This window comes from Flagellimonas hymeniacidonis (assembly GCF_008040165.1).
GTDB lineage: Bacteria > Bacteroidota > Bacteroidia > Flavobacteriales > Flavobacteriaceae > Flagellimonas > Flagellimonas hymeniacidonis.
In genome coordinates, this window is record NZ_VRUR01000002.1 from 1,186,634 (window position 1) to 1,210,717 (window position 24,084).

25 protein-coding genes are annotated in these 24,084 nt (G+C 38.2%); 6 read left to right on the top strand and 19 right to left on the bottom strand.

The window, feature by feature from the left end; all coding sequences use genetic code 11:
- Positions 1-226: 226 nt before the first annotated feature.
- Positions 227-856, top strand: a complete 630-nt coding sequence (locus tag FVB32_RS14240; RefSeq protein ID WP_147744502.1) for a GntR family transcriptional regulator — start codon at positions 227-229, stop codon at positions 854-856.
- A gap of 248 nt (positions 857-1,104) precedes the next feature.
- Positions 1,105-2,199: a helix-turn-helix transcriptional regulator gene (locus tag FVB32_RS14245; RefSeq protein ID WP_147744504.1), complete on the top strand. Its 1,095-nt coding sequence runs from the start codon at positions 1,105-1,107 to the stop codon at positions 2,197-2,199.
- Here the strand turns inward: FVB32_RS14245 and FVB32_RS14250 are convergent.
- The 12 genes from FVB32_RS14250 to FVB32_RS14305 all read right to left on the bottom strand — a co-directional run bounded on the left by FVB32_RS14250 (position 2,196) and on the right by FVB32_RS14305 (position 13,144).
- Positions 2,196-2,711, bottom strand: coding sequence for a hypothetical protein (locus FVB32_RS14250; protein ID WP_147744506.1), 516 nt, complete (start codon positions 2,709-2,711; stop codon positions 2,196-2,198). The genes FVB32_RS14245 and FVB32_RS14250 overlap by 4 nt on opposite strands.
- Before the next feature lie 77 nt (positions 2,712-2,788).
- Positions 2,789-3,868, bottom strand: a complete 1,080-nt coding sequence (locus tag FVB32_RS14255; RefSeq protein ID WP_147744507.1) for an amidohydrolase family protein — start codon at positions 3,866-3,868, stop codon at positions 2,789-2,791.
- Between the two features lie 2 nt (positions 3,869-3,870).
- Positions 3,871-4,464 carry a nucleotidyltransferase family protein gene (locus FVB32_RS14260; protein WP_147744508.1) on the bottom strand — a complete coding sequence of 198 codons (594 nt, stop codon included), beginning with the start codon at positions 4,462-4,464 and terminating at the stop codon, positions 3,871-3,873.
- A gap of 3 nt (positions 4,465-4,467) precedes the next feature.
- Positions 4,468-5,478 (bottom strand): XdhC family protein, encoded by a 1,011-nt coding sequence (locus FVB32_RS14265; protein WP_147744509.1) that lies wholly within the window; start codon positions 5,476-5,478, stop codon positions 4,468-4,470.
- Between the two features lies 1 nt (position 5,479).
- On the bottom strand, positions 5,480-6,679 hold the full coding sequence (locus FVB32_RS14270; protein WP_147744510.1) for a molybdopterin molybdotransferase MoeA: 1,200 nt from the start codon (positions 6,677-6,679) through the stop codon (positions 5,480-5,482).
- Positions 6,676-7,458, bottom strand: a complete 783-nt coding sequence (locus FVB32_RS14275; RefSeq protein ID WP_147744511.1) for a sulfite exporter TauE/SafE family protein — start codon at positions 7,456-7,458, stop codon at positions 6,676-6,678. The genes FVB32_RS14270 and FVB32_RS14275 overlap by 4 nt, the downstream gene beginning before the upstream one ends.
- Positions 7,449-8,516 (bottom strand): HesA/MoeB/ThiF family protein, encoded by a 1,068-nt coding sequence (locus FVB32_RS14280; protein ID WP_147744512.1) that lies wholly within the window; start codon positions 8,514-8,516, stop codon positions 7,449-7,451. Before FVB32_RS14280 ends, FVB32_RS14275 begins: the two co-directional genes overlap by 10 nt.
- Positions 8,506-9,114: an NTP transferase domain-containing protein gene (locus FVB32_RS14285; RefSeq protein ID WP_147744513.1), complete on the bottom strand. Its 609-nt coding sequence runs from the start codon at positions 9,112-9,114 to the stop codon at positions 8,506-8,508. The genes FVB32_RS14280 and FVB32_RS14285 overlap by 11 nt, the downstream gene beginning before the upstream one ends.
- Positions 9,115-9,132: 18 nt before the next feature.
- Positions 9,133-10,119 carry a GTP 3',8-cyclase MoaA gene (gene moaA, locus FVB32_RS14290; protein WP_147744514.1) on the bottom strand — a complete coding sequence of 329 codons (987 nt, stop codon included), beginning with the start codon at positions 10,117-10,119 and terminating at the stop codon, positions 9,133-9,135.
- A gap of 40 nt (positions 10,120-10,159) precedes the next feature.
- A complete protein-coding gene (locus tag FVB32_RS14295; RefSeq protein ID WP_147744515.1) occupies positions 10,160-10,414 on the bottom strand; it encodes a MoaD/ThiS family protein in 255 nt (84 codons plus the stop codon).
- 3 nt (positions 10,415-10,417) lie between these two features.
- Positions 10,418-12,646, bottom strand: coding sequence for a xanthine dehydrogenase family protein molybdopterin-binding subunit (locus tag FVB32_RS14300; RefSeq protein WP_187269587.1), 2,229 nt, complete (start codon positions 12,644-12,646; stop codon positions 10,418-10,420).
- Between the two features lie 36 nt (positions 12,647-12,682).
- The gene (locus FVB32_RS14305; RefSeq protein ID WP_147744516.1) at positions 12,683-13,144 is read right to left on the bottom strand and encodes a (2Fe-2S)-binding protein; all 462 of its coding nucleotides are present in this window, start codon (positions 13,142-13,144) and stop codon (positions 12,683-12,685) included.
- Between the two features lie 182 nt (positions 13,145-13,326).
- Between FVB32_RS14305 and FVB32_RS14310 the strand changes: the two genes are divergently transcribed.
- Positions 13,327-14,415 (top strand): vWA domain-containing protein, encoded by a 1,089-nt coding sequence (locus FVB32_RS14310; RefSeq protein WP_147744517.1) that lies wholly within the window; start codon positions 13,327-13,329, stop codon positions 14,413-14,415.
- Between the two features lie 33 nt (positions 14,416-14,448).
- Here FVB32_RS14310 and FVB32_RS14315 read toward each other — a convergent pair whose 3' ends face one another.
- Entirely contained in the window at positions 14,449-15,051 is a 603-nt protein-coding gene (locus tag FVB32_RS14315; RefSeq protein WP_147744518.1) for a 3-keto-disaccharide hydrolase, read from the bottom strand.
- A gap of 148 nt (positions 15,052-15,199) precedes the next feature.
- On the opposite strand from FVB32_RS14315, the gene FVB32_RS17780 reads away from it, so the two are divergent.
- Positions 15,200-15,367: a hypothetical protein gene (locus FVB32_RS17780; protein WP_187269588.1), complete on the top strand. Its 168-nt coding sequence runs from the start codon at positions 15,200-15,202 to the stop codon at positions 15,365-15,367.
- Here the strand turns inward: FVB32_RS17780 and FVB32_RS14320 are convergent.
- The 5 genes from FVB32_RS14320 to FVB32_RS14340 are packed head-to-tail and all read right to left on the bottom strand — an operon-like array spanning position 15,364 to position 20,334.
- Entirely contained in the window at positions 15,364-16,830 is a 1,467-nt protein-coding gene (locus FVB32_RS14320) for a M14 family zinc carboxypeptidase (protein WP_147744519.1), read from the bottom strand. The two genes, FVB32_RS17780 and FVB32_RS14320, sit on opposite strands and share 4 nt — an antisense overlap.
- Positions 16,831-16,834: 4 nt before the next feature.
- Positions 16,835-17,494 carry a peptidoglycan recognition protein family protein gene (locus FVB32_RS14325; protein ID WP_147744520.1) on the bottom strand — a complete coding sequence of 220 codons (660 nt, stop codon included), beginning with the start codon at positions 17,492-17,494 and terminating at the stop codon, positions 16,835-16,837.
- A gap of 6 nt (positions 17,495-17,500) precedes the next feature.
- Positions 17,501-17,935 (bottom strand): 3D domain-containing protein, encoded by a 435-nt coding sequence (locus FVB32_RS14330; RefSeq protein ID WP_317132214.1) that lies wholly within the window; start codon positions 17,933-17,935, stop codon positions 17,501-17,503.
- Complete coding sequence (locus FVB32_RS14335) at positions 17,932-19,416, bottom strand: FG-GAP repeat domain-containing protein (RefSeq protein ID WP_147744521.1); 1,485 nt, start codon at positions 19,414-19,416, stop codon at positions 17,932-17,934. The genes FVB32_RS14330 and FVB32_RS14335 overlap by 4 nt, the downstream gene beginning before the upstream one ends.
- 45 nt (positions 19,417-19,461) lie before the next feature.
- Positions 19,462-20,334, bottom strand: coding sequence for a pirin family protein (locus tag FVB32_RS14340; protein WP_147744522.1), 873 nt, complete (start codon positions 20,332-20,334; stop codon positions 19,462-19,464).
- A 49-nt stretch (positions 20,335-20,383) separates the two neighbouring features.
- Between FVB32_RS14340 and FVB32_RS14345 the strand changes: the two genes are divergently transcribed.
- On the top strand, positions 20,384-21,718 hold the full coding sequence (locus FVB32_RS14345; RefSeq protein WP_147744523.1) for a serine hydrolase domain-containing protein: 1,335 nt from the start codon (positions 20,384-20,386) through the stop codon (positions 21,716-21,718).
- Positions 21,719-21,964: 246 nt separating this feature from the next.
- Here FVB32_RS14345 and FVB32_RS14350 read toward each other — a convergent pair whose 3' ends face one another.
- On the bottom strand, positions 21,965-22,810 hold the full coding sequence (locus FVB32_RS14350; RefSeq protein WP_147744524.1) for a 1,4-dihydroxy-2-naphthoyl-CoA synthase: 846 nt from the start codon (positions 22,808-22,810) through the stop codon (positions 21,965-21,967).
- Positions 22,811-22,964: 154 nt separating this feature from the next.
- Here FVB32_RS14350 and FVB32_RS14355 point away from each other — a divergent pair, with 154 nt between their 5' ends.
- Positions 22,965-24,083 carry a hypothetical protein gene (locus FVB32_RS14355; RefSeq protein WP_147744525.1) on the top strand — a complete coding sequence of 373 codons (1,119 nt, stop codon included), beginning with the start codon at positions 22,965-22,967 and terminating at the stop codon, positions 24,081-24,083.
- Position 24,084: the final 1 nt, after the last annotated feature.

Here is a 24,084-nt window from a genome sequence, read left to right on the forward strand (position 1 = left end):
AGGGTTGATATTAATCTAGAAAAGTAAGGAATTAATTCAACTTTATATTTGCTTCATTCGTGATTTACCTTCATGAAGTTGTATCTGAGGACGATTTCTTTCCCTTAACTTATGTCCAAATAAAATAAGTAGAAAGTCATTGCCAATGATTGATCAGTTAATACACTAATTTGAAGATATCCCCGTTTTATTTAGTTAAATCGTATACGATTCATACCTTTATAGGATGCATAACAATCAGATTTTACGCAATCGGGTAAAAAGCCATTTACTTGTTCAAATTCAAAAAGGAGATCTAGTTGTTGGAAAAACCATCAACTTAGCTGCATTATCCAGAAAAATAGGTGTTAGCGTTACCCCTATTCGAGAGGCCCTTAGCCAGTTGGAACAGGCTAGAATAATAAATGCAGTGCCAAACAGAGGGTTTGTTGTTACACGCTTAAGTAAAAAAGAAGCCAAGAACCTTTATGAAACCATTGCCCAGTTAGAGATTATGGCATTGGAAAACTCAGATTTTTCTAAAGAAGATGTTAGTGCACTACAAGTACAGCAATTAAAGCTACAACAAGCCTATACCCCAGTTAGCCGTTTAAAAGAGCGGTTTGCGTTTCATAATATTTTGGTGAGAAAATGCAACAATGCTGTATTGATGCAAATTTTGGAGACATTGTGGGCAAGACTTCTGTTTTATGAGCAAGGTTTTGGGAACGATGCCTCCTTTTATGAGAACGTGGACAACCAGAATGAGGCAATAATTAGGGCGATTGAAGAAGATAATTTACCCACAGCCGCATTAATACTTAAAATGAATTGGATGGTAGTATTGGAGTATGTAGAAAAACATATTGAGGCTTAAAGGAATTCCAGCTTCCTTTTCAAAATAAAACCCTACGGATTTCGTTTTTAAGGTAAACCTATTCTTATGCAATTTTTAAATAAGGAAATTGAACTCCTTGCAAAACATAAAAAGTCCAAATCCTTGGTTAAAAAACCAGTATCATGTGGCATTTTTCAAGAATATGATGTTCAGGAGATCCCCACTGACAAAGAATAGCTTTTCTGCTTTGGACACATTGTTTATTTTTGGATAAATCCAACTCGTTTGTGAACCAGGCCTTCCCCGATTTAATTTATAATGGAGTAATGCTATGCATCAGCATACAGCTTCTACTGATTGCACTATTTTATTTTTACAAAAAGCAACTGCGACTTATTGTACTTGGAGTACTCTGTTTTCTTGTGGGTACCATGTTCATCAATAATTTATACTGGAATGTTGTTAAGGAAAGTCTTTTCCTGAGTATACTGCTTGGGGCTGGTAAAAATATTTTCTTTGGCCCTTTGATATATCTTTATGTGTCTACAGCGGTAATTCCATTAGGAAAGATAAAAAAGCATGTTTTAATACATCTGACCTTTCCATTCATTGTACACCTGATATATCTCGTTTTAAAATTTGGATTTAGTTCATTTTATGCACAGTATTATTATTGGGTAGTTACTTCATTGGGTTATATAATCCTCCCTTTGAATTTGTTTTATTTGATTTTGGGCATTTTAATGCTAAAAAGAAATGCCCGTAAGTTTTTGGCACCTAGAGTTCAAAAAAGATATTGGTATTTTGTATCCATAATGTTGGGCTACTATACCTACTCAAGTCTATACAATATGTTACCCTATTTGACCGGGTCTCCTTTTTTTGGAAGAAATTTTCTTATGCTGAATCGATATGTTTTTATGCCATTGGGACTATTGATAAACTCTTATTTGCTCATTTTTTCGATAACAGAATTTTTTAAGTTTAAATCGCTTTTTGCTCCAAGTTTATTATATAAACAGGAAGCTTTAAACCATGAGGAAAGTTCTTTAATAGTCCAAAAATTACAACAGGGGTTTGTTGAACAAAGACTCTATACCAAACCCAATTTGAGTATTGATGATTTGGCTAAGGCGTTGGATTTGGGCAAAGGAAGTTTAAGACACTATTTTAAGCAAAACAACACTAGTTTCAAACGATATTTGAACAGAACAAGGGTTGAAAAATTTAAAGAGTTGTTGACAAATGCGGAATATCAAAATTACAGCCTTGCCGGGCTATCCACTTTAGTGGGGTTTCAATCCAATGCTACATTTTTTAGAGTATTTAAGGAGCTCGAAGGAATTACTCCAAGTGAGTTCCAACGAAGCTTGAACACCTAATTCAATTCACTCACTTTAGTAAGTGTAAATACGGCTGGAGTATTAGCAACATTGCAGTCATCAACATTCATTTGGGCAACCAATCTATTGGCATTTCCAGTGGTATCCAAAGTTCCTTCACCTGTATATAAACCTGTGCAAGGGGTATTTGGGTCAATATTGAAATCTACCCGTATTATGAAATTGGTCAAGGCCATTGTTTCGGGATTGTAATCAAAATTAAACGTACCATCCTGTGGATTGGAACTACAGCATGGCGTAAACCCATTGGTTTCAAAGAAATCACCTGCGAATTTATTTGTTGAGGCCATATTGACTATCAACGACATTGGAACGGTGATATCATTTCCATCTATGGTAATTGCAATAGAACCTGTATAAAATCCTTCTATGGCGGCATTTTCTGGGCTGTCATCCGAGTCCCCACTATCATCATTGCTGGAACAAGAAAGAATGCATACAAAACAAATTAGTGAGAGTAATGGTTTTTTAAGAAATCTTGAATTAGCCATTGATAATTTTTTATCAATGTTATGCATTAATGGCTTTCAATTCTTCAAAAAATAGTATCAAAATGTTTTATTGATACTTATTTAAATAAGGCACTATCTAAGCCAGGGATAAGGCTGATAGCATTTTTGTAATACACTTTTTGCAAAACTTCATCTGGTAAATCCAAACCATACATGGCCCAAAATGCATGATATTTTTTGTAGTATGGGAAATACTCGTCCGCTGTTTCCAATACTCTAAAATATGTGGGGAATTCTTCAGGTTTCCAACTATCTTTTCCAAATAAGATACGGTCTTGATATTTTATAAAAAAAGCTTTTGCCCTTCTAGGCTGCCTCCCTAGCTCCGCAATTATAGCTCCAATACCAACGGACATATTAGGAATTTCGTCCATTAACTCCCCTAGCCTATCCAAATTATTGGCATACCAACCCATATGGGCATTAATAAACTTAGTATTGGGATGCTTTTTAAACATTCGATGTTGTTCATCAATAATTTGTTGCCAAGGTGCAGGGTTGGTAGCAGAACGCTTTCTGCGTGGTCTAGTCTTGAGCTCTAACCATCGCTCATTACTATTATCCATTGGATCCCAAAACGATTTTGGATCAGCGGCATGAATCAATACAGGAATTCCTAATTCACCACATTTTGCCCAAATAGGGTCTAATCTAGGATCATCAATCGCTATTCGTTTTCCCTTGGTGTCTTTGTTTCTCAACCCAAGACTTTTATAAATTTTCAATCCTTTGGCACCACTTTTTACATCCAGTTCCAATTGTGCTGCTGCCTGTTCTCCCCAGTTAGGGATGCCAACCCCGCTAAAATCCACATTAGCAAAAACAACAAATCTATTGGGGTAATGCTCATTAACATTTTTGAGCATTGCTCGTAAACCCTCACCAGAACCACCACTCAAATTAACCATAATGCCCATATTTATCCTGTCCATATCCTTGATCAGACCTGATAAGTCTTGGGTGGCCATACGAAACTGATGGCTGTGTACATCAATAAAAGTAAACTTCGCTCTTTCTACAGGGTTTTCCGGCACAACCAGAGTTGATTTTGGGTTGTATTCTTCAAACCCCATTTCCTGTGCATTGGAAAAATTGAAGCAAAAAATGAAAATTAAAGTAGTTATTAAAGCTTTCATATTTAAAGGTTCATATTATCAATTAGTTGTTTATACTCTTTCGGGGTGTCCACATCAACTTCTTTCCCTTTAGGGAATACTGTTTTTGTGAAACGCTGATATTTTTGAATTATATGTTTTGCCCCATAATTATTATTCAAATTGGATAGTTCTGGCAATATGGAATGATGAAATACAGCAGGGACCCCTAGCCTATTCTCGTACGCTGTTGCCACAATAAACAGGGAATCTTCCCTGAATGCTTCTTGCAACTCTTTTAGGTATCCCGAATCTATTAAAGGTTGATCTGCTAACATGATTAAAAGTCCATCCAAATTTTCGTGTTTATCTAAAACGTATCGAACTCCAACACTAATTGAACTTCCCATGCCAGATTTCCAATTAGGATTATGGATAACATTTATTGGAGGTGAAAGAGATTTTTTTATGATGTCCATATTGGACCCCAGAACAACATACACATCATCTGCTACATTGTTTGCCTGCTTCACTGCATTTTCCAAAAGCGTAACATCTTTCCAAGGCAACAGTTGCTTTATTTTACCTTCCATTCTCTTGGATTCGCCAGCTGCTAATAATAAGATTGGAATGGACATATGCTAACTATGGATCTTTCCCATTTTATTTTTCAAGAGCGAAGGCTCTTTTTTGTTGACGACGGATAGAATTTCTGAAATAATGGAAATGGAAATTTCCTGTGGTGTCTCTGCCCCTATATCAATTCCTGCTGGGCCATGAATCTGTTCCAAGAATTTTTCAGAGATATCAGGGCATCTCTCCAGTAGCTCATCAAATAGTTTTTCTCTTCTCTTATAAGGGCCCAAAAGTCCAATATAAGCCCCTCTTTCTTGCTTTAAAGCAATCAGGTATTGTAGATCTTTTACAAAACTGTGTGTCATAATAACTACAGCGGTTTGTTGATCTAGTTTTATTTGAAATATCTCAGGGTCTACGTTTAACAATTTGTGAATTCCAAGGAAATCACTTTTAGTTTTTTCCTCCTTAGGATTAGCAACGACCGTAACCTCCCAACCCATTAAACTTGCGTACTTGCACAACTGTACAGCATCATGCTCTGCACCTACAATAACCAATTGAAAACATGGGTCCATTTCTTGAGTAAACTGGGCCAATGCGGTATCCGTTTTTGTTTTTTTATTCTCTAAGGAATATGAAATGCCACCTATCGTAAAGAAACTGCCATATTCTTTATGCTCTCCATATTCCTTTTTGTAAAGTGAGCTTATGGAAAATGGTTTTCGTTCTTCAATGGCCTTCCAAAAGTGTGATAAAAAGTCGCTATGGGGTTTAAAGGGTTCCAATAAAATGTATAATACACCTTCACAACCCAAACGATATCTTCCATCATAAACCATGACCTTGGCAGTACCATTTTGGAAAACGGATTGCGCTTGGCGCAGCACTTCTTTTTCTACACACCCTCCACTAACAGCTCCAACCATATCTCCATTTTCAAAAATCAACATTCTAACCCCAGGTCTACGATAAGACGAGCCATCCAAAGCTACCACAGTTGCCAAAACGGCTGCTTTTACATTGGGCGGCCTTTTTTCATAATGTTGAATTATGGTTTTTAATTCGTGTGTCATCTTAAATTATCCTTCTAGTGGGTATAAATGGAACGTTTTGACCACTTTCACTTAACTCTTGTTTGGGTTTTAGTTGAATAAAGCCATCGATTTTTGAAAGACTTACTAAATCCCCGGATCCTGTTGTTTTAATAGTTGAAGCATATAGCAACCCATTTTCCATGTGTGTCTTTACACCTACAAAGAGCATTAAATCTGTCTTATTAACTATTGGTTCATTTAAAAATACTGTAAAATGTTGGGTGGTGATTCCCAAAGTTTTGTTAAGCCATGGCTTAAAGTATACATGGTAGTTAACAAATGTTGACACAGGATTTCCGGGAAACGCAAATATGATGGTTTTCTTGGCCTGATGCTCTCCAAACCAAAATGGTTTACCGGGGCGTTGCAATACTTTATGAAAGATTTTTTCCACTCCCAGAGCCTCAAAAGTTTCAGGTAAAAAGTCATACTTGCCCTTGGATACACCACCGCTCAATACTAGAACATCGTACTGGTCACTAAGTATTTCCAATTTTTCTTTTAAAGTGGATGGTTCATCCGGTATGTGATAGGAATCCGAGATGATTTTTTCATCCTGTAATAAAGCATTTAAGGTATGGGAATTTGATTTTCGTATTTGATATGGAAGCGGTTTTTCGTTAACCTCTACAAGTTCGTTTCCCGTAGCTACTATTGCTATTTTGGGTAATTTTTTCACCAAAACTTTTGACTTGCCCACTGAAGCCAAAACCCCTATTTCAGAAGCCGTTATGGGTATGCCGGATTTGAGCAATATTTCATTTTGTTGCGTATCACTTCCTGCATAGTGAATATTCTGCCCTTTTTTTATGTTTTCAAGAATGCTAACGGTGTCCTTTTCAATAACGGCATGCTCATACATGATTACAGTATCCGCATTAGCCGGCACAATGGCCCCTGTCATTACCTCAATACAGCCGGATGGGTCAGTCAAGGTGAGTTGGGGACTACCCGCTTGTGCAATTCCCAAAACCTTAAATGTTTGCTTTTGTGATTCAAATGATTCAAACTTTATGGCAACCCCGTCCTTGGTAGCTCTGTTAAAAGGTGGAAAATCTCTATCAGCAAAAATATCCTCATCTAAAATGCGGCCTACGCTTTCATCAAGATTAATCAGTTCCTGCCCATAGTTTTGGGTGCTTTTGAGTACTTCTTGTATTGCATCGATAAAAGGAATCATGACATCATACTTAATTGGAATCCGTTTTTAAATAGAACACGTAGCCCCACAAAAAGCACTAAAAATGCTGTGAGCATTCGTATGCGCTTTGCGGATAATTTACTAATACTTAGCCTTACCCCCAGTTGACCACCGAGCAATACGGCCAATAAAAGTCCAATAGTTTCGGGCCAAAGCACTTCAAAGGAATTGCTTGCAAACAAACCACCTATACCCGAAATTGAATTTACAAAAATGAAAAAGCTAGCAAGTGCGGCTATTACAATGGGCTTGTCCCATTTTATGTAGTTTAGAACAGGTGCGAGAAAAATACCCCCTCCAATTCCTACCAAACCGGATAATAACCCAACAGTACCACCAAGTAGATAGGGAATATATGTTGGATATTCTTTAAACTCATTGTTTGAGTTTAGCTTCAGTGTTTGATATATCAATGCTATTGCAGAGATGATAAGAGCTAGTGCCAAAAGGATAAAAAAGAATTGTTCATCCAACTTAAATGAAGCCCCAAGAAACGCCATGGGGATGCTAGTAATGATAAATGGAACAAACTTTTTAAGGTGCAGGTGACCACTTCTATAAAAGAGGATACAACTTCCAGTCACCACAACTAAATTACACAGTAATGCTGTGGTTCTTATGGCAAAGAAACTGGTTAAAACGAGAGTTAATATGGCCAAATAACTAGATCCACCACCAAAACCCACCGCAGAATAGAGCATGGCAACAATAAAAAAAGCAAAAAATAATAAAACAAGGTCGCCAGAGGCTAAGGACATACCGTCAACATTTTGTTCATGCCACCTAAAATATGATAAAAAGTCAAGTCGGGATAATCAATCTGCAGTTGTTTTAAGGCCAGTTCACTTCGCTTACCTGATTGACAAATAAGATAAATTTTTCTGTCAGCTTTAATTTGAGGATTTGCAAGACTTAAATGGCTCAGCGGAATACTAATCGCCTCTTCTAAATGATGACTTTGGAACTCTTCTGGGGTTCTCACATCTATTAACGTATGAACTTTTCCTGAATCTCTCAATACTTGAAAATCTTCTGCGTTGATAGAAGGGACTACATCACAATCAGAGGATTCATAACGCTCCTGTAATTTTTTTATTTTTTTATTTTTTGGATTGGTTTTAAACCTGACTTTATTCGAATATTGGCTAAGTCCGTCATATACCAATAGTTCTCCTGAAAGCACCTCTCCCACTCCCGTTAAAACCTTAACTGTTTCCAAAGCTTGTAATGTTCCAATGATGCCAGGTATAACACCTAAAACACCATTCTCATTACAATCTGGGATTTCTTCGAATCCTGGCATTTCAGGATATAGACAGCGATAGGTGGGCCCATCGTTATAGTTAAAGACACTTACATGGCCTTCAAAACCGTGAAGCGCACCATATACAAAGGGTTTATCCAGAATCACACACGCATCGTTGATTAGGTATCGGGTTGGAAAATTATCTGTGGCATCCACCACAACATCATAATCCTCTATGATTTCCAAAGCGTTTTCTTTAGTAAGAAAAGAATCGTATAACCTTAATCTTGTTTGCGAATTTTGAGCAGACAATTTCTCTTGGGTGACATCCAATTTTAATCTTCCTAAATCCTTTTCAGCATATAAAACCTGTCTTTGAAGGTTGTGCAGGGCAACGATATCTTGATCCATTAGACCTAGAGTACCTACTCCCATTGCATTCAGATACTGTGCCACGGGAATTCCCAAACCTCCAAGACCTACTATCAAAACACTGGCTGCCCCAAGCTTGGCCTGTCTTTCAGCGCCAAAACTCTTTAAGCTTGTTTGTCTAATATATCTAGGATTCATTCGTAGTTGCAATTTTGGACTTTACAAATTCATAATCCGAAATGGAATTTGCATTGTATAAAACTTCATCTTGACTAGGATGTACAAGTTCTGTATCTGAATTAATCAAAAACTTTCTTGGACATGAACTTTCCGTAGTTTTTAGATATGCAATTGCCTTTTGTAATCCAGAAGGTTCCCAAATGGTAATCAATGGTTCTGGTAATCCTGACATTTTAGAGGCAAAAGAAGTTGCAAGTTTATCGGTATTTCTAGAATCACTTAGCTGTTTCAAAGCTGCCAAATCTATCATAGGTAAATCACAAGCAAGAACTAACCAAGCTACTTCTGGGTATTCCGAATGTGCACTAAGAATTCCGTTAAAAGGGCCTTTGTATTCATTTTTATCGATGACGAAATTAAACTCGCTTCCTAGTGCTGCATGTTGTTCATCGCGAACACTTAGAAAGACGCTATCGCATACATTTTCTAAAAGCTTATACAAATACTCTTGTTGAGGTATACCATGATAGCTAAGCAACCCTTTGTCGGAGCCCATACGGGTACTTTTACCACCAGCTAAAACTAAACCATATATTTTAGGAACCTTTTTATTCATGATTTGTATATGGAAAAATTAACCTCCTATTGATGTCATTGAGTTATCGAACACTGTATCTGTATGCTCTTTTTGAGCATCAAAACCAGTTTTCGCACGGGTGCCAACAGCTTTTAGAATAGCCTTCTGTATGCCCATTTCTGCAGATTTGTTACGTATGATGTCTCTGAGGTTCGCTTTTGGTTTTCCATACAGACATGTAATTACGTCACCTGTGGCAGTAACTCTCAACCTATTACAACTTCCGCAAAACGTTCTACTGAAAGATGGAATAATCCCAAATGTACCTTTATGTCCTTTTATGCTATAGTTAATAGAAGTGGATGTAGCAGGTGATTCCAACTTTTCAAAATCTGGATATCGTGTTCTAACATGTTCTAGAATTGCTTTGTAATCCCATTTGATGGAAGCAAAGTTTTTGGAACCTCCATTAAACGGCATTTCTTCTAAGAATCGTACCGAAACATTATAATGCTTCATTACATCTAGAATGGGTAGAATATCTTGTTCGTTTTGCCCATCTAAAACAATGAAATTAATGCGAACATTGAATCCTTCGGTAATTAATCGTATTAAGTTGTTATGGACCGTATCAAACTGTTTACGGCGGGTAATTCGTTCAAAAGTCTCCCTATTGATAGAATCCAGACTAACGTTCACATTCTTAATGCCTAATTGCTTTAACTCGTCAATATGGGGACCTATAAGGGTTGCATTCGTGGTTACCGAAATATCGTTTAAGCCATCCATTTGAGCCAGAGCCCTTAATAAAACCATTAAGTCCTTTCGTACAAAAGGTTCTCCACCTGTAATCCTGATTTTATCTATCCCCTGGTTTACCAGTATCTCACTTATCGTTGTAAGCTCTTTTATAGAGAGTAGCTTGTCATTTTTCACAAAATCGATACCTTCAGATGGCATGCAGTAGTTGCAACGTAGGTTACACCTATCCGTCACTGCAAGTCTTAGATAATTAATTGTTCTACCGTGATTATCTATCAACATATATGTTTCAAAGCTATAAAATAAACTGATGTCCTACTCATCACCCCCCACTTACTGGTGGTATAAGGGCAATCTCATCATAAGAATTAATTTTTTCATTGTCTTCTGCGTAGCTGTTGTTTACAGCTACCGCCAGAGACGACAATTTGTTCAGCTCTGGATATGATTCACCCAGAAACTGTTTTAATTCTTTTACCGTTTTCGGAATTTTTCTACCAGTAACACTGGATGTAGGGACGGACAAAGTGGAACTTCCCACAATATCTTTGGTTATCCCAAACAATAATATCGTCATAAATCAACCTATAATTTCCTTTGCTGGTACTTTTAAAAGTTCTGGTGTTTTGGTGAATGGTTGTTTATAGAGTCTATTCCCCGTAGCCGCTTTAAACGCATTTGCTACCGCACCTCCTGCTGGTGGCAATGTGGGTTCTCCTAATCCGGTAGGTGAAAGCTCATTCTGTATAAAATGTGTTTCTACCTCTGGCGCCTCTTTCATTCTGATCATGCGATAGTTATCAAAATTATTTGCAGTCGGTCTCCCATTTTCAAATTGCAATTCGCCATACATGGAATGCCCAACTCCATCAATAACACCACCTTCTATTTGATTTAACGCCCCCATTGGATTAATCACAATTCCACAATCCACAACACAAGTAATTTTTTTGACTACTGGTTCTCCATTTTCAATTTCAACATCCGCAACTTCTGCCACATGGGTATTATGGCAATAATAGTTTACAAAGCCTTGATGAATATGTTTAGGCTTGGTTCCCCAGCCAGACTTTTCAACAGCAACTTTAATAACTTCTTTCATTCGCTCTGGAGAATATTGAATGCGCTCATCCTCTTCTGGCTTCACCTTGTCCAAGAGATCTAATCGCATTTGTATTTTATCTAATTCCATCATCTCAGCTAATTCATCAAAGAAACTCTGTTCTGCATAAGCCAAGAAATTGGTGTACGGAGCTCTCCAAGCCCCGGTGGTAATATTGCTTTCATAATTGGCAGTATCCACCTGATAGTTCTCAATGGCTCCGGCAGGAAAGAAATTGGGAATCAACCCATACATATTTGAATTTACCGCAGCCTCTTTAAGGTGGTACGCCGTTATTTTCCCATCCTTTACGCCTGCTTTAATTCTGTATTTAATGGCCATTCTATAAATGCCATCTTCCATATCATCTTCGCGAGAATAAACAACCTTGACTGGTTTTTTTATGGCATCTGAAATTTCTGCAGCTTCCAATACGAAATCTCCATATAGTCTTCTACCAAAACCGCCTCCCATTCGAGTCATTTCTAAATGGATGTCCTTTTCTTCCCTTCCAAGCATTTTGGCCACAAGGCCAGCTTTCCAAGCTGGGGTTTGTATCGGTCCAGCTAAATTTACTTTTTCTCCGGTTACATTTGCGAAGAAATTCATTGGCTCCATACAATTGTGCGGTAAAAATGGGGATTCATACGTACGCTCTAAAATTTCATCTGCTTCTGCGAATGCTTTCTTTATATCACCATCCGAACGTTCCGTTTTAAAAGTAGTGCCATCCAATAAATCCGTAAGTATTTTATCGTGTTCTTCGGTACTTTCCATTGTGGTTTCTTCTTCCCATTCCACTTTTATAGCTTCTTTTGCCTTCATAGCTTGCCAAGTAGACTCAGCAATTACCACCACTTTATCGCTCGCAGATATTTTACTTGAAAAACTTGGGTCTTCTGCCAAGAGCCCTCTTACTTTTTCTCCGATTTTGATAACATCCAAGACACCAGGCATCGCTTTTGCGGCTGTATCATCGTAGGAAACCAATTTATGTCCAAATGCTGGCGGACGTACCACGGCAGCATAAACCATCCCGTCAACTTTATAATCCAATCCAAATAATGGTTTTCCTGTCGCGATTTTAGTAATATCTACATTGCCGGCATCCTTGCCAATAATCTTATAGTCCTTTGGTTCTTTTAGCGCAACGTCCTCAGGCACTTCTAATAGAGCAGCTTCTTTAACTACATCCCCAAAACCTAACGTTTCTCCAGCTGCATTTGTAATAACGCCATCGCTCACTGTACATTCTGAAGCATCAACACCCCATCTAGCTGCTGCTGCGTTTACCAACATCTGTTTTGCAGTAGCTCCTGTTTGTCTAAGAGCATCCCATCCATGACGAATAGACTGGCTACCCCCTGCTACTTGCCTAGTATAATTTTCGGTATCGAGGATTCCTTGTTCAACATAAACATCTTTCCATGCCACGTCAAGCTCTTCGGCAATAATCATAGGCATAGCTGTTTTTACACCTTGCCCAATTTCTGGGTTTGGAGAAAAAATGGTTACCGTCCCATTGTCTGCAATTTTGATAAATGCATTGAAATCATTGTAATTTAATAATGATAGGTCTACCGGCGGAGCGGCCTTAGGTTTGCACGCCTGGAATAAGTTAAAACCAATCAGCATTCCGCCTCCTGCGAGTGACGAGGTTCGCATAAAAGCTCTTCTACTGAATGTTATATTTGATTTTGTTGACATTGTTGTTGTTTTTGAAGTAAAAAATTGGTCTTGAAATTAATCCATGTTTTCAGCTGCAATCATTACAGCCTGACGGATTCGTGAATAAGAGGCACATCTGCAAATATTACCGTGCATAGCATTCTTTACATCTTCTTCTGAGGGATTTGGATTATTCTCCAAAAATGCTGAGGCGGTCATAATTTGTCCTGCTTGACAATATCCGCACTGTGGAACGTCAACCTCTTTCCATGCTTCCTGCACCGGATGCGTACCGTGTTCTGAAAGACCTTCAATAGTAGTTATGGATTTCCCGTCGATTTGATCCAATGTAAGGGAGCAACTTCGCATTGCGGTACCATCAACATGTATAGTGCATGCACCACACTGTCCAATTCCACAACCGTATTTGGTGCCCACCAAATCTAAATGATCTCTTAGCACCCACAAAACAGGAGTATCCTCAGTTACATCAACTGTCTTGGAAGCTCCATTTACTTTAATCTGATACGTTGGCATAGTTTTTTGATTAGATTGAGTTTCAAAAAGTTTTCATGTTGAAGTTACCAAAATTTGGTTTGATTGCTTTTTTTTTAACAGGACGCCTCTTTTTTTAACTTTTCTTTAAATCTATTGTTGGTCTCAAAGGTAATTTTCCAACAAATCGTGCGTTTTGCAAAAAGAACTTCAACTATTACAAAATGAAAAATGTATTGCGATATACGCTGATATCCCTATTTGCTATCTTTTTATTTTCATGTGGTAACGCGGATGATGATGTTAATTTTGATCTCAATCAAAGAGAATTGGGTCAAGGTAAGGATCCTGATGATTGCTTGGGCTTTGAAGACAATGAGCTGCTATTATCCATTCAAGATCAGTTTACAACCTTACCAGGCAAAGTTTCCATTCTTTTTAAAGTATCTGATTTGTTGGGCAATCCAATTTCTGGATTAGTTGCGAATCAATTCACTATATATGAGCAGGGCAGAAATGACGATTGTTTTAATACAATTTCCGCGTCTGAATCTCAAGCCAGAATTTCTCCAAACTCGCAGGTTTTCAATAACAATGCGCTGTTGGTTTTAGATTTGAGTAATAGTGTTTTGCAGAGTAGCCTTGAAGAATTGAAAACCGCATCAACCAGTTTTATTAACAATGTGATTCCATCTCCCGAGACAGATTCATTTAAGATGGCAATTTATTGGTTCGATGGGGAAGACGAACTCCATCTCTTAAACGAGCTTACATCGTCCGCTGCCGAGCTTACCGCTGCAGTTGAGGGCATTACACCAGACATTAGCAGTGACCCATCCACAGATTTATATGGTGCTGTGATTAAATCGACCAATATTGCTGAGGGATTAATCAACGCTAACAATAATGCATCTATAATAGGAGCAGCTTCTATAGTCTTGTTTACGGATGGAACAGACCAAGCCTCTCGATTTACTGAAGATGCTGCCTTGCGTGCCGTAAATGAGGCAGACCGAAACATTTCATTCTTTACTATTGGTCTGGGAGCCGAAATAGACACCGAAGTATTGACCGACATAGGTAAAACAGCAAGCGTTTTTGCAGGGAACAAAGAAGAATTGGAAGCGACGTTCACGCAAATTTCTCAACGAGTTTCTGAACAGGCCAACAGTTTCTACCTATTTGAATATTGCACACCAAAACGAGATGGAAGCGGTGATAATAATTTGGTGATTCAGTTGACCAATGGCAATCTTCAAGGTGCTGTCCAAACCAAGTTTAGCGCAAATGGATTTACTGGGGGATGTGAGTGATTCCCATTCCTTCGTATTTTAAAGTTGATTGGTTTACTGAATAGGCTTTATGGTAATGTTTCTCCATCGGACCTTAATTCCCCCGCCATCATGTATTTGAAGAGCAATGGAGCCTTTCCCCTCACCTATCTTTTCATCTTCAATAGCCACCATTTCAACACCGTTTAGCCATGTCGAGATTTTAGGTCCGATGGCGCGTACTTTCATGGTGTTCCATTCGCCCATTTTTAAGGCCTTATCTTTTTCGGGGTCTGGTTTTATCAACCAACCACGCCCGTAAGATTCGTAAATACCGCCTGAATCATAGCCTGGAGGTGCTACCTCTACCTGCCACCCAGTAACTTTGGTGCCTTCAAAAGTAGATCTAAAGAAAACCCCACTATTTCCATTGTTTTCTTGCTTAAACTCAAGAGTCAGTTCAAAGTCATCATAATGCTCTTTAGTGCTCAAATACCCATAGGCAGCATCGGGTCCACTCTCACAGATAAGTTCCCCATTTTCAACATACCATTTCTCGGTTCCATGATTTGTCCAACCATCTAAATTTTCACCATTGAATAAATTTATTGTGGATTCTTGTGCAGTACCAAGTTGAAATAACAATACGGATAAAAGTATTATAAGTGTGTTTTTCATATTCAAAATGTCTTGTTTTAGGCTTTGAAAATACTGATTCTTTGAAGTTATAAGTAGGGTTTTTAGACCAACAGTTGTTTTAAACATATAGACAACAACTAATTACATCCCAATAAACTATTCAAAAGTTTAACTCAAAATAAAAGCTATGGATGTAGTAAAAGAGATTATTCAAAACAGCGCCCTTGGTCCTTTTTCAAACGGATTTAAAGGCTTAATACTATCCTTGTTCGCTTCAATTGTTGGAGTACTCCTAACTATGCTGGTGGTATTGATTACCTACGGCCCTGAAATGAGTATTCGATATGGATACTAACGGTAAATAAGCCCATTTCCAAAGTTCTGCTTTTCTATGGGTTTTGATAAATCGATAAGAAAACCATTGATAACGGCATGAGTTAATTTACCATCTTTTTCCAGAAAGAACGTTGGATTTACACCTGGTTGAAGCTTGAACTCTGGTATTTTATAAGATTCTGACACAAAATGACCTGGTAATTCGGTATAAGCAATTGGTGGCAAAAAGTCTGATGTAAAATACCCATAGCCAGATTTAAAAGGGCTGTTTTCGGCATTCCACATTGCTCTGGTATTTGTATTTATTGCTCTAGGATAGCGTTTTGCAGGAACTATCTTATACCTTGTGGCATCAAATGTTTCATAACCATAGAAAGTGGACAAATCTCCTTGATCTACGACAATACTTTTGTGATAAAAAGATTCATGTTTCTCATCATCTACTTCTTGTCGTTGAATACCCAAATCCAATATATACTCCTTTCCTAAAAGCTCATAGGTCACATGTTCCAGCTTTAAATCGAAAAGTTTACGATCGTTATGTGGTATTTTTTCGTAGTCCTCAATGGGAATATCTTGATAGCTGTTTTTTGCTATGGTGTATAGTGCGGAAAGGATGGAAACATAGTTTAGCTTTCGTATTTCCTGTTTTTCTGTATCATTTGCATACCCGCCAGATTCAATTAAAATAAGGCTTGTCCCCCATTTTGCTATATTGTCACCAAATGCCCGAGGTTCAAAATCATCATTGTATCTCCCTACCTGTCCTGGTGCATATTTCTGAATGATATTGTTCATGTAGACAATGACCTTCATAGCATTTGAACGTACATCATTAATATCTTTTTCATAGTTAAACGCAGTGGCTAAATAAGAAATGGTCGCTGGTTTATTGGTCAATTCTGCATTGTAATACGTGCTTTGATCATGAAGGTTAAATCCAAATTTGGCATCCAAGCTATCGCGAAGCCTTTTAAGTGTCCGACCTTCAGGGGATTGCAAGCGCAGTGCGTCCCTGTTGATATCGATTCCCAGCGCATTTCTTCTTTGATACACCTCTGCCCCATCCGGATTGAGCATAGGTAAGAAATGAAGTTTCAGCTTTGAAAGAATCTCATTTTTTTCCTCTTTAAAATCCGGAGCATCCAGGAAATTGAGAATATCAAAAATAGCTTGGGTGGCTGTTGGTTCATCTCCATGCATTTGGGACCACAAAAAGATGTTGGTTTCTCCAGAACCAATGCTAATTAAACTCAAATCACGCCCCTCTATCGATTTTCCCACCTTTTGTACCTCAAACTTAGGGTTTGCCGCAAACCGATTGATTAAAGGCTGTAGTTGTTGATGCTTTATCCTTCTTTTATTCAGTGATGGCTCTTTAAACTCTTCATAGGTTTCATAGAGTTTTGATGTTATCTCTTCCTGGGAATATATGGTTAGGCTAAAACAACCTATAAGGAATACTACTATCTTTTTCTGCATGCTTTTATTTTGATGGAACTGGTTTAAAATTAAATCTTTTTGTTGCTTTTCGCACTTTTTTCATGAAATCCATTCCAGGGTCTGTCTTTTCGGTTCGGTATCCATCATCCACTTCCAGCCATAGTGAATGCCCTTCAAATTGGGTATATTCTTGATGCCCAATAACATATTCGATATGGTACTTGGTCGCTAAGTATTCAACTAAGAAAATATTGGCTTTTAATTGTTTTCGGGTCAACGGAGTTTCTTTGGTGCCTCCAACATTTTCAATTCCTATTGCGCAATGGTTTAATCCAATTACATGCCTTGCCATAGTAGTTTCTGGCATCAATTGATAAATAGTGCCATCTTGATCTACTAAAAATTGGGAAGAAACGTTTAGACCGCTTACGCTTTCAATATCTGGTCTCCAATTTGGCAAAGTTGAATTCTCAAAAGCTTCAAAGGATTTTTTTAAGGTCGGAATTGCCGTCCAATGCAATACAATCATCTTAGGAACTATATCTGCAGTTTCTTGTTCCAAATTGTAGCGCTGCATTAAATATTCCTTTGTGAGTGCAATGCGTTCCTCATCAAAAATAATGGGCTTGTCCACAATGGTTTTTTGAACATTGCATGACCATAGCATGCTTAATATCAATATAATCAATCCAATTTTTTTCACACAGACTTATTTAGATGACGTTAAAGTATCGATAGGGATAGCGTAACAAATATTGAGTTTTCGCTTTCCCCAGGCTCTTGCTTTTTTTATATCCTTGCCCATATAAATATCAATTCTATTTTTCCATCTTCTATTCATTTTATCTTTTACATAAAAGGTGTCCGGAAAGGTGTCAATCATTACCATGGTATTATGTTTTAACCCTATATGCAGTAAATCCCTAGAAACAGCAATACATTTCATTCCAGGCTTTAAGGTATCTCCCCAAGCCGCGATGGATGGGTCTCCTTGTGTTTGCCACGAAACAGAATTGTATGCTGAAACTATTACTTCGTGACCATACCAGTGATGAATTTCCGCATTTTGCGATGTCTCTGCGGCAGTATTGCATCCCGCAGAAAAAAAACATATTGTAACCGATATGCTAAAAAATCTTTTCAACGCAACTTATTTTCCAAAACCAAGATATCGACATTATCCTCCGACCACTGTTTCGACAAGGAATCTGGCACAGGGGTAAAAACATAGTTGAACGCACTGAGCACGATATCTTCATCACCATCTTTATCAATATCCGCAGCATCCATGAGAAACCATCTACCAGCATTAGGGTTTTTGAGTACTTTGCTTTCAAACACAAAATCTTCAGCATTTACATTTTCCAAGTATACAAATGACAATTCTGGTGAAGTATCATAATCTGGAAAAGTACTAATCAAGCCAAAATCCACATCACCATCCTCATCAAAATCCCTGGCCAATACCCTAGTGGCACCATACAATGGATAAAAATAGGCTTCGTTAAAGGTATTATCACCATTGTTTAAATGTATGCGCATACCGTGATATGGCTTGTGCACATATGATTCATCTGCATTGTCCCCATTAACCGTTATGATGTCGTCATGACCGTCTCCATTATAGTCTATAAGTTCAAACCAGCTACTGCCGTATACCGGACTAAATTCCAACACTTTTTCTGCCTTAAATTCTAATTCTTCTTTTTGATATAAAATAGTAATGCTTTCATTTCCCTGAGATGTTACGGCAATTAAATCGGTCTTTCCATCATGATTCATGTCCTTGGCAAGTGTTCGGATGCAACCAGGGAGATTTAGCAGGATGGTTTTATCATATTGATTAGTGTTGGATTGGGTCAATAACGATAGTCTCCCTGTCTCATCACCAAATTCACTCACTACAAGTTCTTTTTTACCATCACTGTTTAAGTCCTCAAAAAGCGTATGGACAGGTCTATAGAATATGTTTTGCAATGCAGTAGTATCCTCATCTTTTTTTATCATTAGTTTCCCTTGTTCCAATTCTGAAGGGTCTAGAATACCCACCTCGGTGAAAATTTCAATACTGTCTTTTCGATTATACCAGGTTATCGGTGTTCTTCCTTGATATAAATTTTCTGCACTTCCATTTTCAAAGTTATAAGAGCTGAGATTTCCGGTTATATCACCATAATAAAGTTTAGAGCTGTTGTCTTTAAATTCTAAATATGTTATGAGCGCGCCATTTTGACTGTCAAGCGCCATTTCTTTTGGTTCAAAAAGCTCCAACGGCTCAGATTCTGGAAATTTTATTGCTTCTAATTTTTCTGGAGCCAATTGTACAATGTAATGCTGAAGGTCAAGCCAATCTTTCAATTTTATTTTTGGCCTAAAACCAGGTTTAATATCGTTGGGGTCTTGATACATTTCCTCAATTTCCATACGGGAAGCCATATCAGGCAAAACATGATCTTTCCAAATGTCTTTGGGTAATTCATCAATTTTCGGAGCCAAATGGCAGCTAGTACAATAGGTGTTAAAGAGCTCCGCTTCTCTAGGCGGTTTTTCTGGAGCACAAGAATTCAAAAAGAAAATAAAAACGAATGCTGTTGATACGAACAGCTTTTGGAAGGTTACGGTCATTAAAGGATCTTTGATTACTAAGTAATCATTTTTTTGATAAAGAACCTAATCTGGCAGAGGAACATACGTTTTATCGTGTTTCATCATGGGAAAGGTCTTGTTCTTCCATTCTCCTTTGGCTTGTTCTATTTTCTCCTTACTCGAAGAAACAAAATTCCAATAGATATGTCGTTCCTCCGCAAGCGGTTCTCCTCCAAACAAAAGCAGATGGGAATTGGGCTTCAGGATAATTTTGCACGTATCTTCAACTTTAGATACCAATATGTTACCTTTTCCAATAGTTTCTTCACATGCTTCTATTCCACCTTCAACAATGCAAATCCCTATTTCACCTTTAAGGTTTCCATGAACATTAAGCTCATAAATGAATGTATTTTTTACTTCCACCATAAAAAGTGGGGAATAGGTTGGCACCGGGGATTTTTTACCATAGCCTTCGCCAGCAACCAAAGTGAAGGATGTATCACCATCTTTCCAGGTTGGTAAATCTTTCCCTTTAATATGATGGAATTCAGGGTCCATATCCTCCAATTCTTTTGGAAGCGCTACCCAAATCTGATAGCCATGAGCCATAAACACTTTACCGTTGCGCATATCCTTTGGGGTTCTTTCGGAATGTGAAACCCCTTTGCCAGCAGTCATCCAATTTACCGAGCCGGGGCTTATTCGCTGTGTTGTGCCTATACTATCTTCATGCATTATTTCACCCTCTAGCATAAATGTCAAGGTAGAAAGTCCTATGTGTGGATGCTGGTTCACATCCATATACTTTGATGGCCCAAGCTGAGTTGGTCCCATATGGTCTATAAAAATAAAAGGACCAATCATTCTTTTCTTTCTGAAAGGAATTAGCCTGCCAACCAAAAAATCTCCAATATCCCGGCTTCTTTCTTCTATAATCAAACCCAAATTAGACATGAGCTAAATGTTTATATTAGTCCCAGAAAGTTACAACAAATCTTAATCTATGAAACTACTTAAACGAGTATTAATCCTACTACTTATTGTTATTGCAGTTGTAGTGTACTTTAACTACACCAAGCTAAATATCATCTCTGGGTATGCATCTAAAAATATGGCCTCAAGCGTTTTTGTTGCTGGCAGGTCTACAGAATCGATTACACAATACGATAACAACGTTCCACTCATCAAACTGGCTGAGACTGAGGTTGATAATTCAATTAAACAAGCTTCCTCATCCGTTTATGGATTTATGGAGCGGCAATCGGTCTACAGGGAAGGACTAGGTACCGTCCTTATTAATAATGATTACGACCCAAATAAATTCACATTAAAACCAAATCGGAATAAGGTATCCGATACTATTCCATATCCCTATGGACAGGCGAATCCAAGGGATACCGTTTTTCCAGAAATTGATATAGATCAGTTGAATAAAGCAGTGGCAATCGCTTTTTCCAATCCTGAAGTACAAAAAACCAGGACCGTTTTAATCCTTTATAAAGGACACTTGGTTACAGAGAACTATATAGATGGATTTACGAAGGACACTCCTGTTTTAGGCTGGTCTATGGCTAAAAGTGTATTGGCAACCTGTTATGGAATCTTAGAACATCAAGGGAAATTGGGAATGGATTGGCCTGCCCCCATTGCGGAATGGAAACAGGATGAACGAAAAGACATCACCTTAAATCATTTATTGCGTATGCAAAGTGGCTTGGAATGGGAAGAGGATTATACTAAAATCTCCGACGTTACGAAAATGTTGTTTTTGGATAGTGATATGACAAAAGCACAAAAAGGGAAAAAAGCTGTAGCAAAGCCTACAGAAATTTGGAACTATTCCTCCGGCACTACAAATCTGCTTTCTGGAATCTTGAGACAGCAATTTAGATCGCACCAAGAATACTTGGATTTTCCCTATTCTGCCTTGATTGATAAAATAGGCATGTATTCCATGGTTATGGAGGCAGATATTGCGGGGAACTACGTTGGGTCTGCTTATGCATGGGCAAGCACTCGGGACTGGGCACGTTTTGGTCAGTTATATTTAGATAAGGGTTTATGGAATGGAGAACAACTTTTTAATACCGCTTGGGTAGAGTACATTACAGAGCCGACACCTCATTCTGATGGCACATACGGCGCACATTTCTGGTTAAATGCCGAAGGTAGATATCCCGATGTCCCTAAAGATTTGTTTTCATGTAATGGGCATGAAGGCCAATATGTGTTTGTAATTCCATCTAAAGAGTTGGTCATTGTACGCACAGGATTGGCGCAAGACCCTCTTTTTGATGTAAATACGTTTTTGTCAGAGGTCGTTAAATCTGTGCAGTAAATCGATAATTTATATTAAAATTTAGCGTAAACCACAACAAAACGGCCCTTCACAACAATAATTTCATTTACGGGAACACTGGTACTACATTTACAAAGTAATAATAACAAAAAATAAATTTTTTCATTTTCATATAGTGTTCTCGTAAAAGAGTCTTGACCATAACGGCAAGGCTCTTTTTGGTTTGACCCATTGGGTCTTTTGTTTTTTATACTCCTATATAAAACATTTTACGGCAAAGCTTGCTCAGGGCAACCATTTGTTTTCTCCAAATTCAGGCTTCCGCTTCTCCAAAAACGCATTTCTTCCCTCTTTTGCTTCATCGGTCATATAGGCCAAACGCGTGGCTTCACCTGCAAATACCTGTTGCCCCACCATACCATCATCAGTAAGGTTCATAGCAAATTTCAACATCTTAATAGAAGTTGGGGATTTTTCCAATACCTCTTGTGCCCATTGGTAAGCAGTGTCTTCTAATGCAGCATGAGGCACAACAGCATTCACCATTCCCATTTCAAAGGCCTCTTGAGCTGAATAATTTCTTCCTAAAAAGAAAATCTCTCGAGCTTTTTTCTGTCCAACCATCTTTGCTAGGTAGGCGGAACCATATCCCCCATCAAAACTAGTAACATCCGCATCAGTTTGTTTAAAAATGGCATGTTCTTTACTCGCTAAGGTCATATCGCAGACTACATGCAGGCTATGCCCACCACCCACGGCCCATCCTGGCACGACAGCAATCACCACTTTGGGCATAAACCGAATCATGCGCTGTACTTCCAAGATATTTAATCTATGTTGCCCATCTTGGCCCACATAACCTTGGTGTCCCCTAGCCTTTTGGTCTCCTCCGCTACAAAATGACCAAATTCCATCTTTGGATGAAGGTCCTTCAGCTGAAAGCAATACCACTCCAATGGAAGTATCCTCCTGGGCGTCATAAAAAGCCTTTATCAATTCGGTGGTGGTATTTGGCCTAAATGCATTGCGGACATTGGGCCTGTTAAAGGCAATACGAGCAACGCCTTCACATTTTTTATAGGTGATATCTTCAAATTCGATGGCCGTCTGCCAATTGGGTGTCTTTGTCATTCAAAAAGTGTTTGCTCAAAGATAAATAGATTGTCTAAACTCGAAACCCTGTTTTGAAAATGCCAAGAAACATAGAGTTGCACTTCATCGAGATCCCTCTCCAATTTAAAATATGTTTTGTTGATATGCGTTCATCCTATTAAACAAGAACGCTATGCATAACCTCAAATCTTGTATTCATCTATTTTCATTTCTTTTCCTTTCCATCCTAGTTCTGTCCTGTAGCAAAGAGGAAGATGTCATCGATGATTCATCTCAGGATGATACCGACATGACAGACCCCAATGATCAAACACCAGATAACCCAGATAACCCAGATAACACCAATCCTCCCGAAACATTAGTACTTGAAACTGGCTTCACTATAGATGAGGAACGAGCATTCACTAATCTTGTCCTTTCTGAGAGTGAATACAATAAATTCCTTATAGATGAGGGAGACATGCAGATGGTCTCTAATAAGGTTTATGAACATTTTAATGATGAGTTTGATTTTATTATCATTCTAAATGTGGAGGATTCCCAGCCGGATGGTCTTTACTTTGGATTGTCTACTCCCGCCCAAAGTGATATACAGGGCTTGGGAAGAAACATTTGGGACAATACGAATGCTTTTGGTTCTGCCGGAAAACTTAAAACCGTCATTCATATGCCTCGGGCAGAATATATACGAAACGGCCCCTTTTTACATGAAATACAACATTACTGGAGTAACCATGGTCTTATCCCAACCACTGCTGGTGGTCATTGGGGGTACTCAAGTGCAGGCGGACAACTAGGTGGTTTTGATGAAGTGGAAGATTTAGGGGGTAATACCTATCGCGGTTTAGTAGATGGTGAAGTTGGTTTTGGTACCGTGGCAAATGGTGGTAATTCCGTACCATATTCAAATCTGGAACTTTATGCCATGGGACTCATTGATGCTAGTGATTTGGAAGCGGTAACGGTTGCTGAAAATCCTAGTTCAACATCAGAATTTGGAGTTTTTACGGCTGATGGACTCACCGTTTTAACGCCAGAAGATATCATTAACGAAAATGGACCTCGAGTTCCTTCTTCGGAAAATGCCCAGACTGCATTTAAGGCATTAGTAGTTGTACTTTCTACAGGTGATGTCCCACAAGATAAAATTGATGCCCTAAATTCCAATCTTGAAAATTTTGCTGCACAAGGTGATCCCGATAACTCATGGGGAAATCTCTTCAATTTTTGGAAAGCAACATTAGGCAAGGCTACTTTTGATTTCGAAATAGCCAATGAATATTTGAAATAGA

Bases quoted from the DNA above. Each gene is read 5' to 3' on its own strand.
- FVB32_RS14350 (WP_147744524.1), bottom strand. From the start codon at position 22,810: ATGACAAAGACACCCAATTGGCAGACGGCCATCGAATTTGAAGATATC.
- FVB32_RS14265 (WP_147744509.1), bottom strand. From the start codon at position 5,478: ATGACACACGAATTAAAAACCATAATTCAACATTATGAAAAAAGGCCG.
- FVB32_RS14275 (WP_147744511.1), bottom strand. From the start codon at position 7,458: ATGTCCTTAGCCTCTGGCGACCTTGTTTTATTATTTTTTGCTTTTTTT.
- FVB32_RS14345 (WP_147744523.1), top strand. From the start codon at position 20,384: ATGAAACTACTTAAACGAGTATTAATCCTACTACTTATTGTTATTGCA.
- FVB32_RS14305 (WP_147744516.1), bottom strand. From the start codon at position 13,144: ATGCCAACGTATCAGATTAAAGTAAATGGAGCTTCCAAGACAGTTGAT.
- FVB32_RS14335 (WP_147744521.1), bottom strand. From the start codon at position 19,416: ATGACCGTAACCTTCCAAAAGCTGTTCGTATCAACAGCATTCGTTTTT.
- FVB32_RS14255 (WP_147744507.1), bottom strand. From the start codon at position 3,868: ATGAAAGCTTTAATAACTACTTTAATTTTCATTTTTTGCTTCAATTTT.
- FVB32_RS14320 (WP_147744519.1), bottom strand. From the start codon at position 16,830: ATGCAGAAAAAGATAGTAGTATTCCTTATAGGTTGTTTTAGCCTAACC.
- FVB32_RS14260 (WP_147744508.1), bottom strand. From the start codon at position 4,464: ATGTCCATTCCAATCTTATTATTAGCAGCTGGCGAATCCAAGAGAATG.
- FVB32_RS14240 (WP_147744502.1), top strand. From the start codon at position 227: ATGCATAACAATCAGATTTTACGCAATCGGGTAAAAAGCCATTTACTT.
- FVB32_RS17780 (WP_187269588.1), top strand. From the start codon at position 15,200: ATGGATGTAGTAAAAGAGATTATTCAAAACAGCGCCCTTGGTCCTTTT.
- FVB32_RS14300 (WP_187269587.1), bottom strand. From the start codon at position 12,646: ATGTCAACAAAATCAAATATAACATTCAGTAGAAGAGCTTTTATGCGA.
- FVB32_RS14355 (WP_147744525.1), top strand. From the start codon at position 22,965: ATGCATAACCTCAAATCTTGTATTCATCTATTTTCATTTCTTTTCCTT.
- FVB32_RS14340 (WP_147744522.1), bottom strand. From the start codon at position 20,334: ATGTCTAATTTGGGTTTGATTATAGAAGAAAGAAGCCGGGATATTGGA.
- moaA (WP_147744514.1), bottom strand. From the start codon at position 10,119: ATGTTGATAGATAATCACGGTAGAACAATTAATTATCTAAGACTTGCA.
- FVB32_RS14295 (WP_147744515.1), bottom strand. From the start codon at position 10,414: ATGACGATATTATTGTTTGGGATAACCAAAGATATTGTGGGAAGTTCC.
- FVB32_RS14285 (WP_147744513.1), bottom strand. From the start codon at position 9,114: ATGAATAAAAAGGTTCCTAAAATATATGGTTTAGTTTTAGCTGGTGGT.
- FVB32_RS14310 (WP_147744517.1), top strand. From the start codon at position 13,327: ATGAAAAATGTATTGCGATATACGCTGATATCCCTATTTGCTATCTTT.
- FVB32_RS14315 (WP_147744518.1), bottom strand. From the start codon at position 15,051: ATGAAAAACACACTTATAATACTTTTATCCGTATTGTTATTTCAACTT.
- FVB32_RS14280 (WP_147744512.1), bottom strand. From the start codon at position 8,516: ATGAATCCTAGATATATTAGACAAACAAGCTTAAAGAGTTTTGGCGCT.
- FVB32_RS14250 (WP_147744506.1), bottom strand. From the start codon at position 2,711: ATGGCTAATTCAAGATTTCTTAAAAAACCATTACTCTCACTAATTTGT.
- FVB32_RS14270 (WP_147744510.1), bottom strand. From the start codon at position 6,679: ATGATTCCTTTTATCGATGCAATACAAGAAGTACTCAAAAGCACCCAA.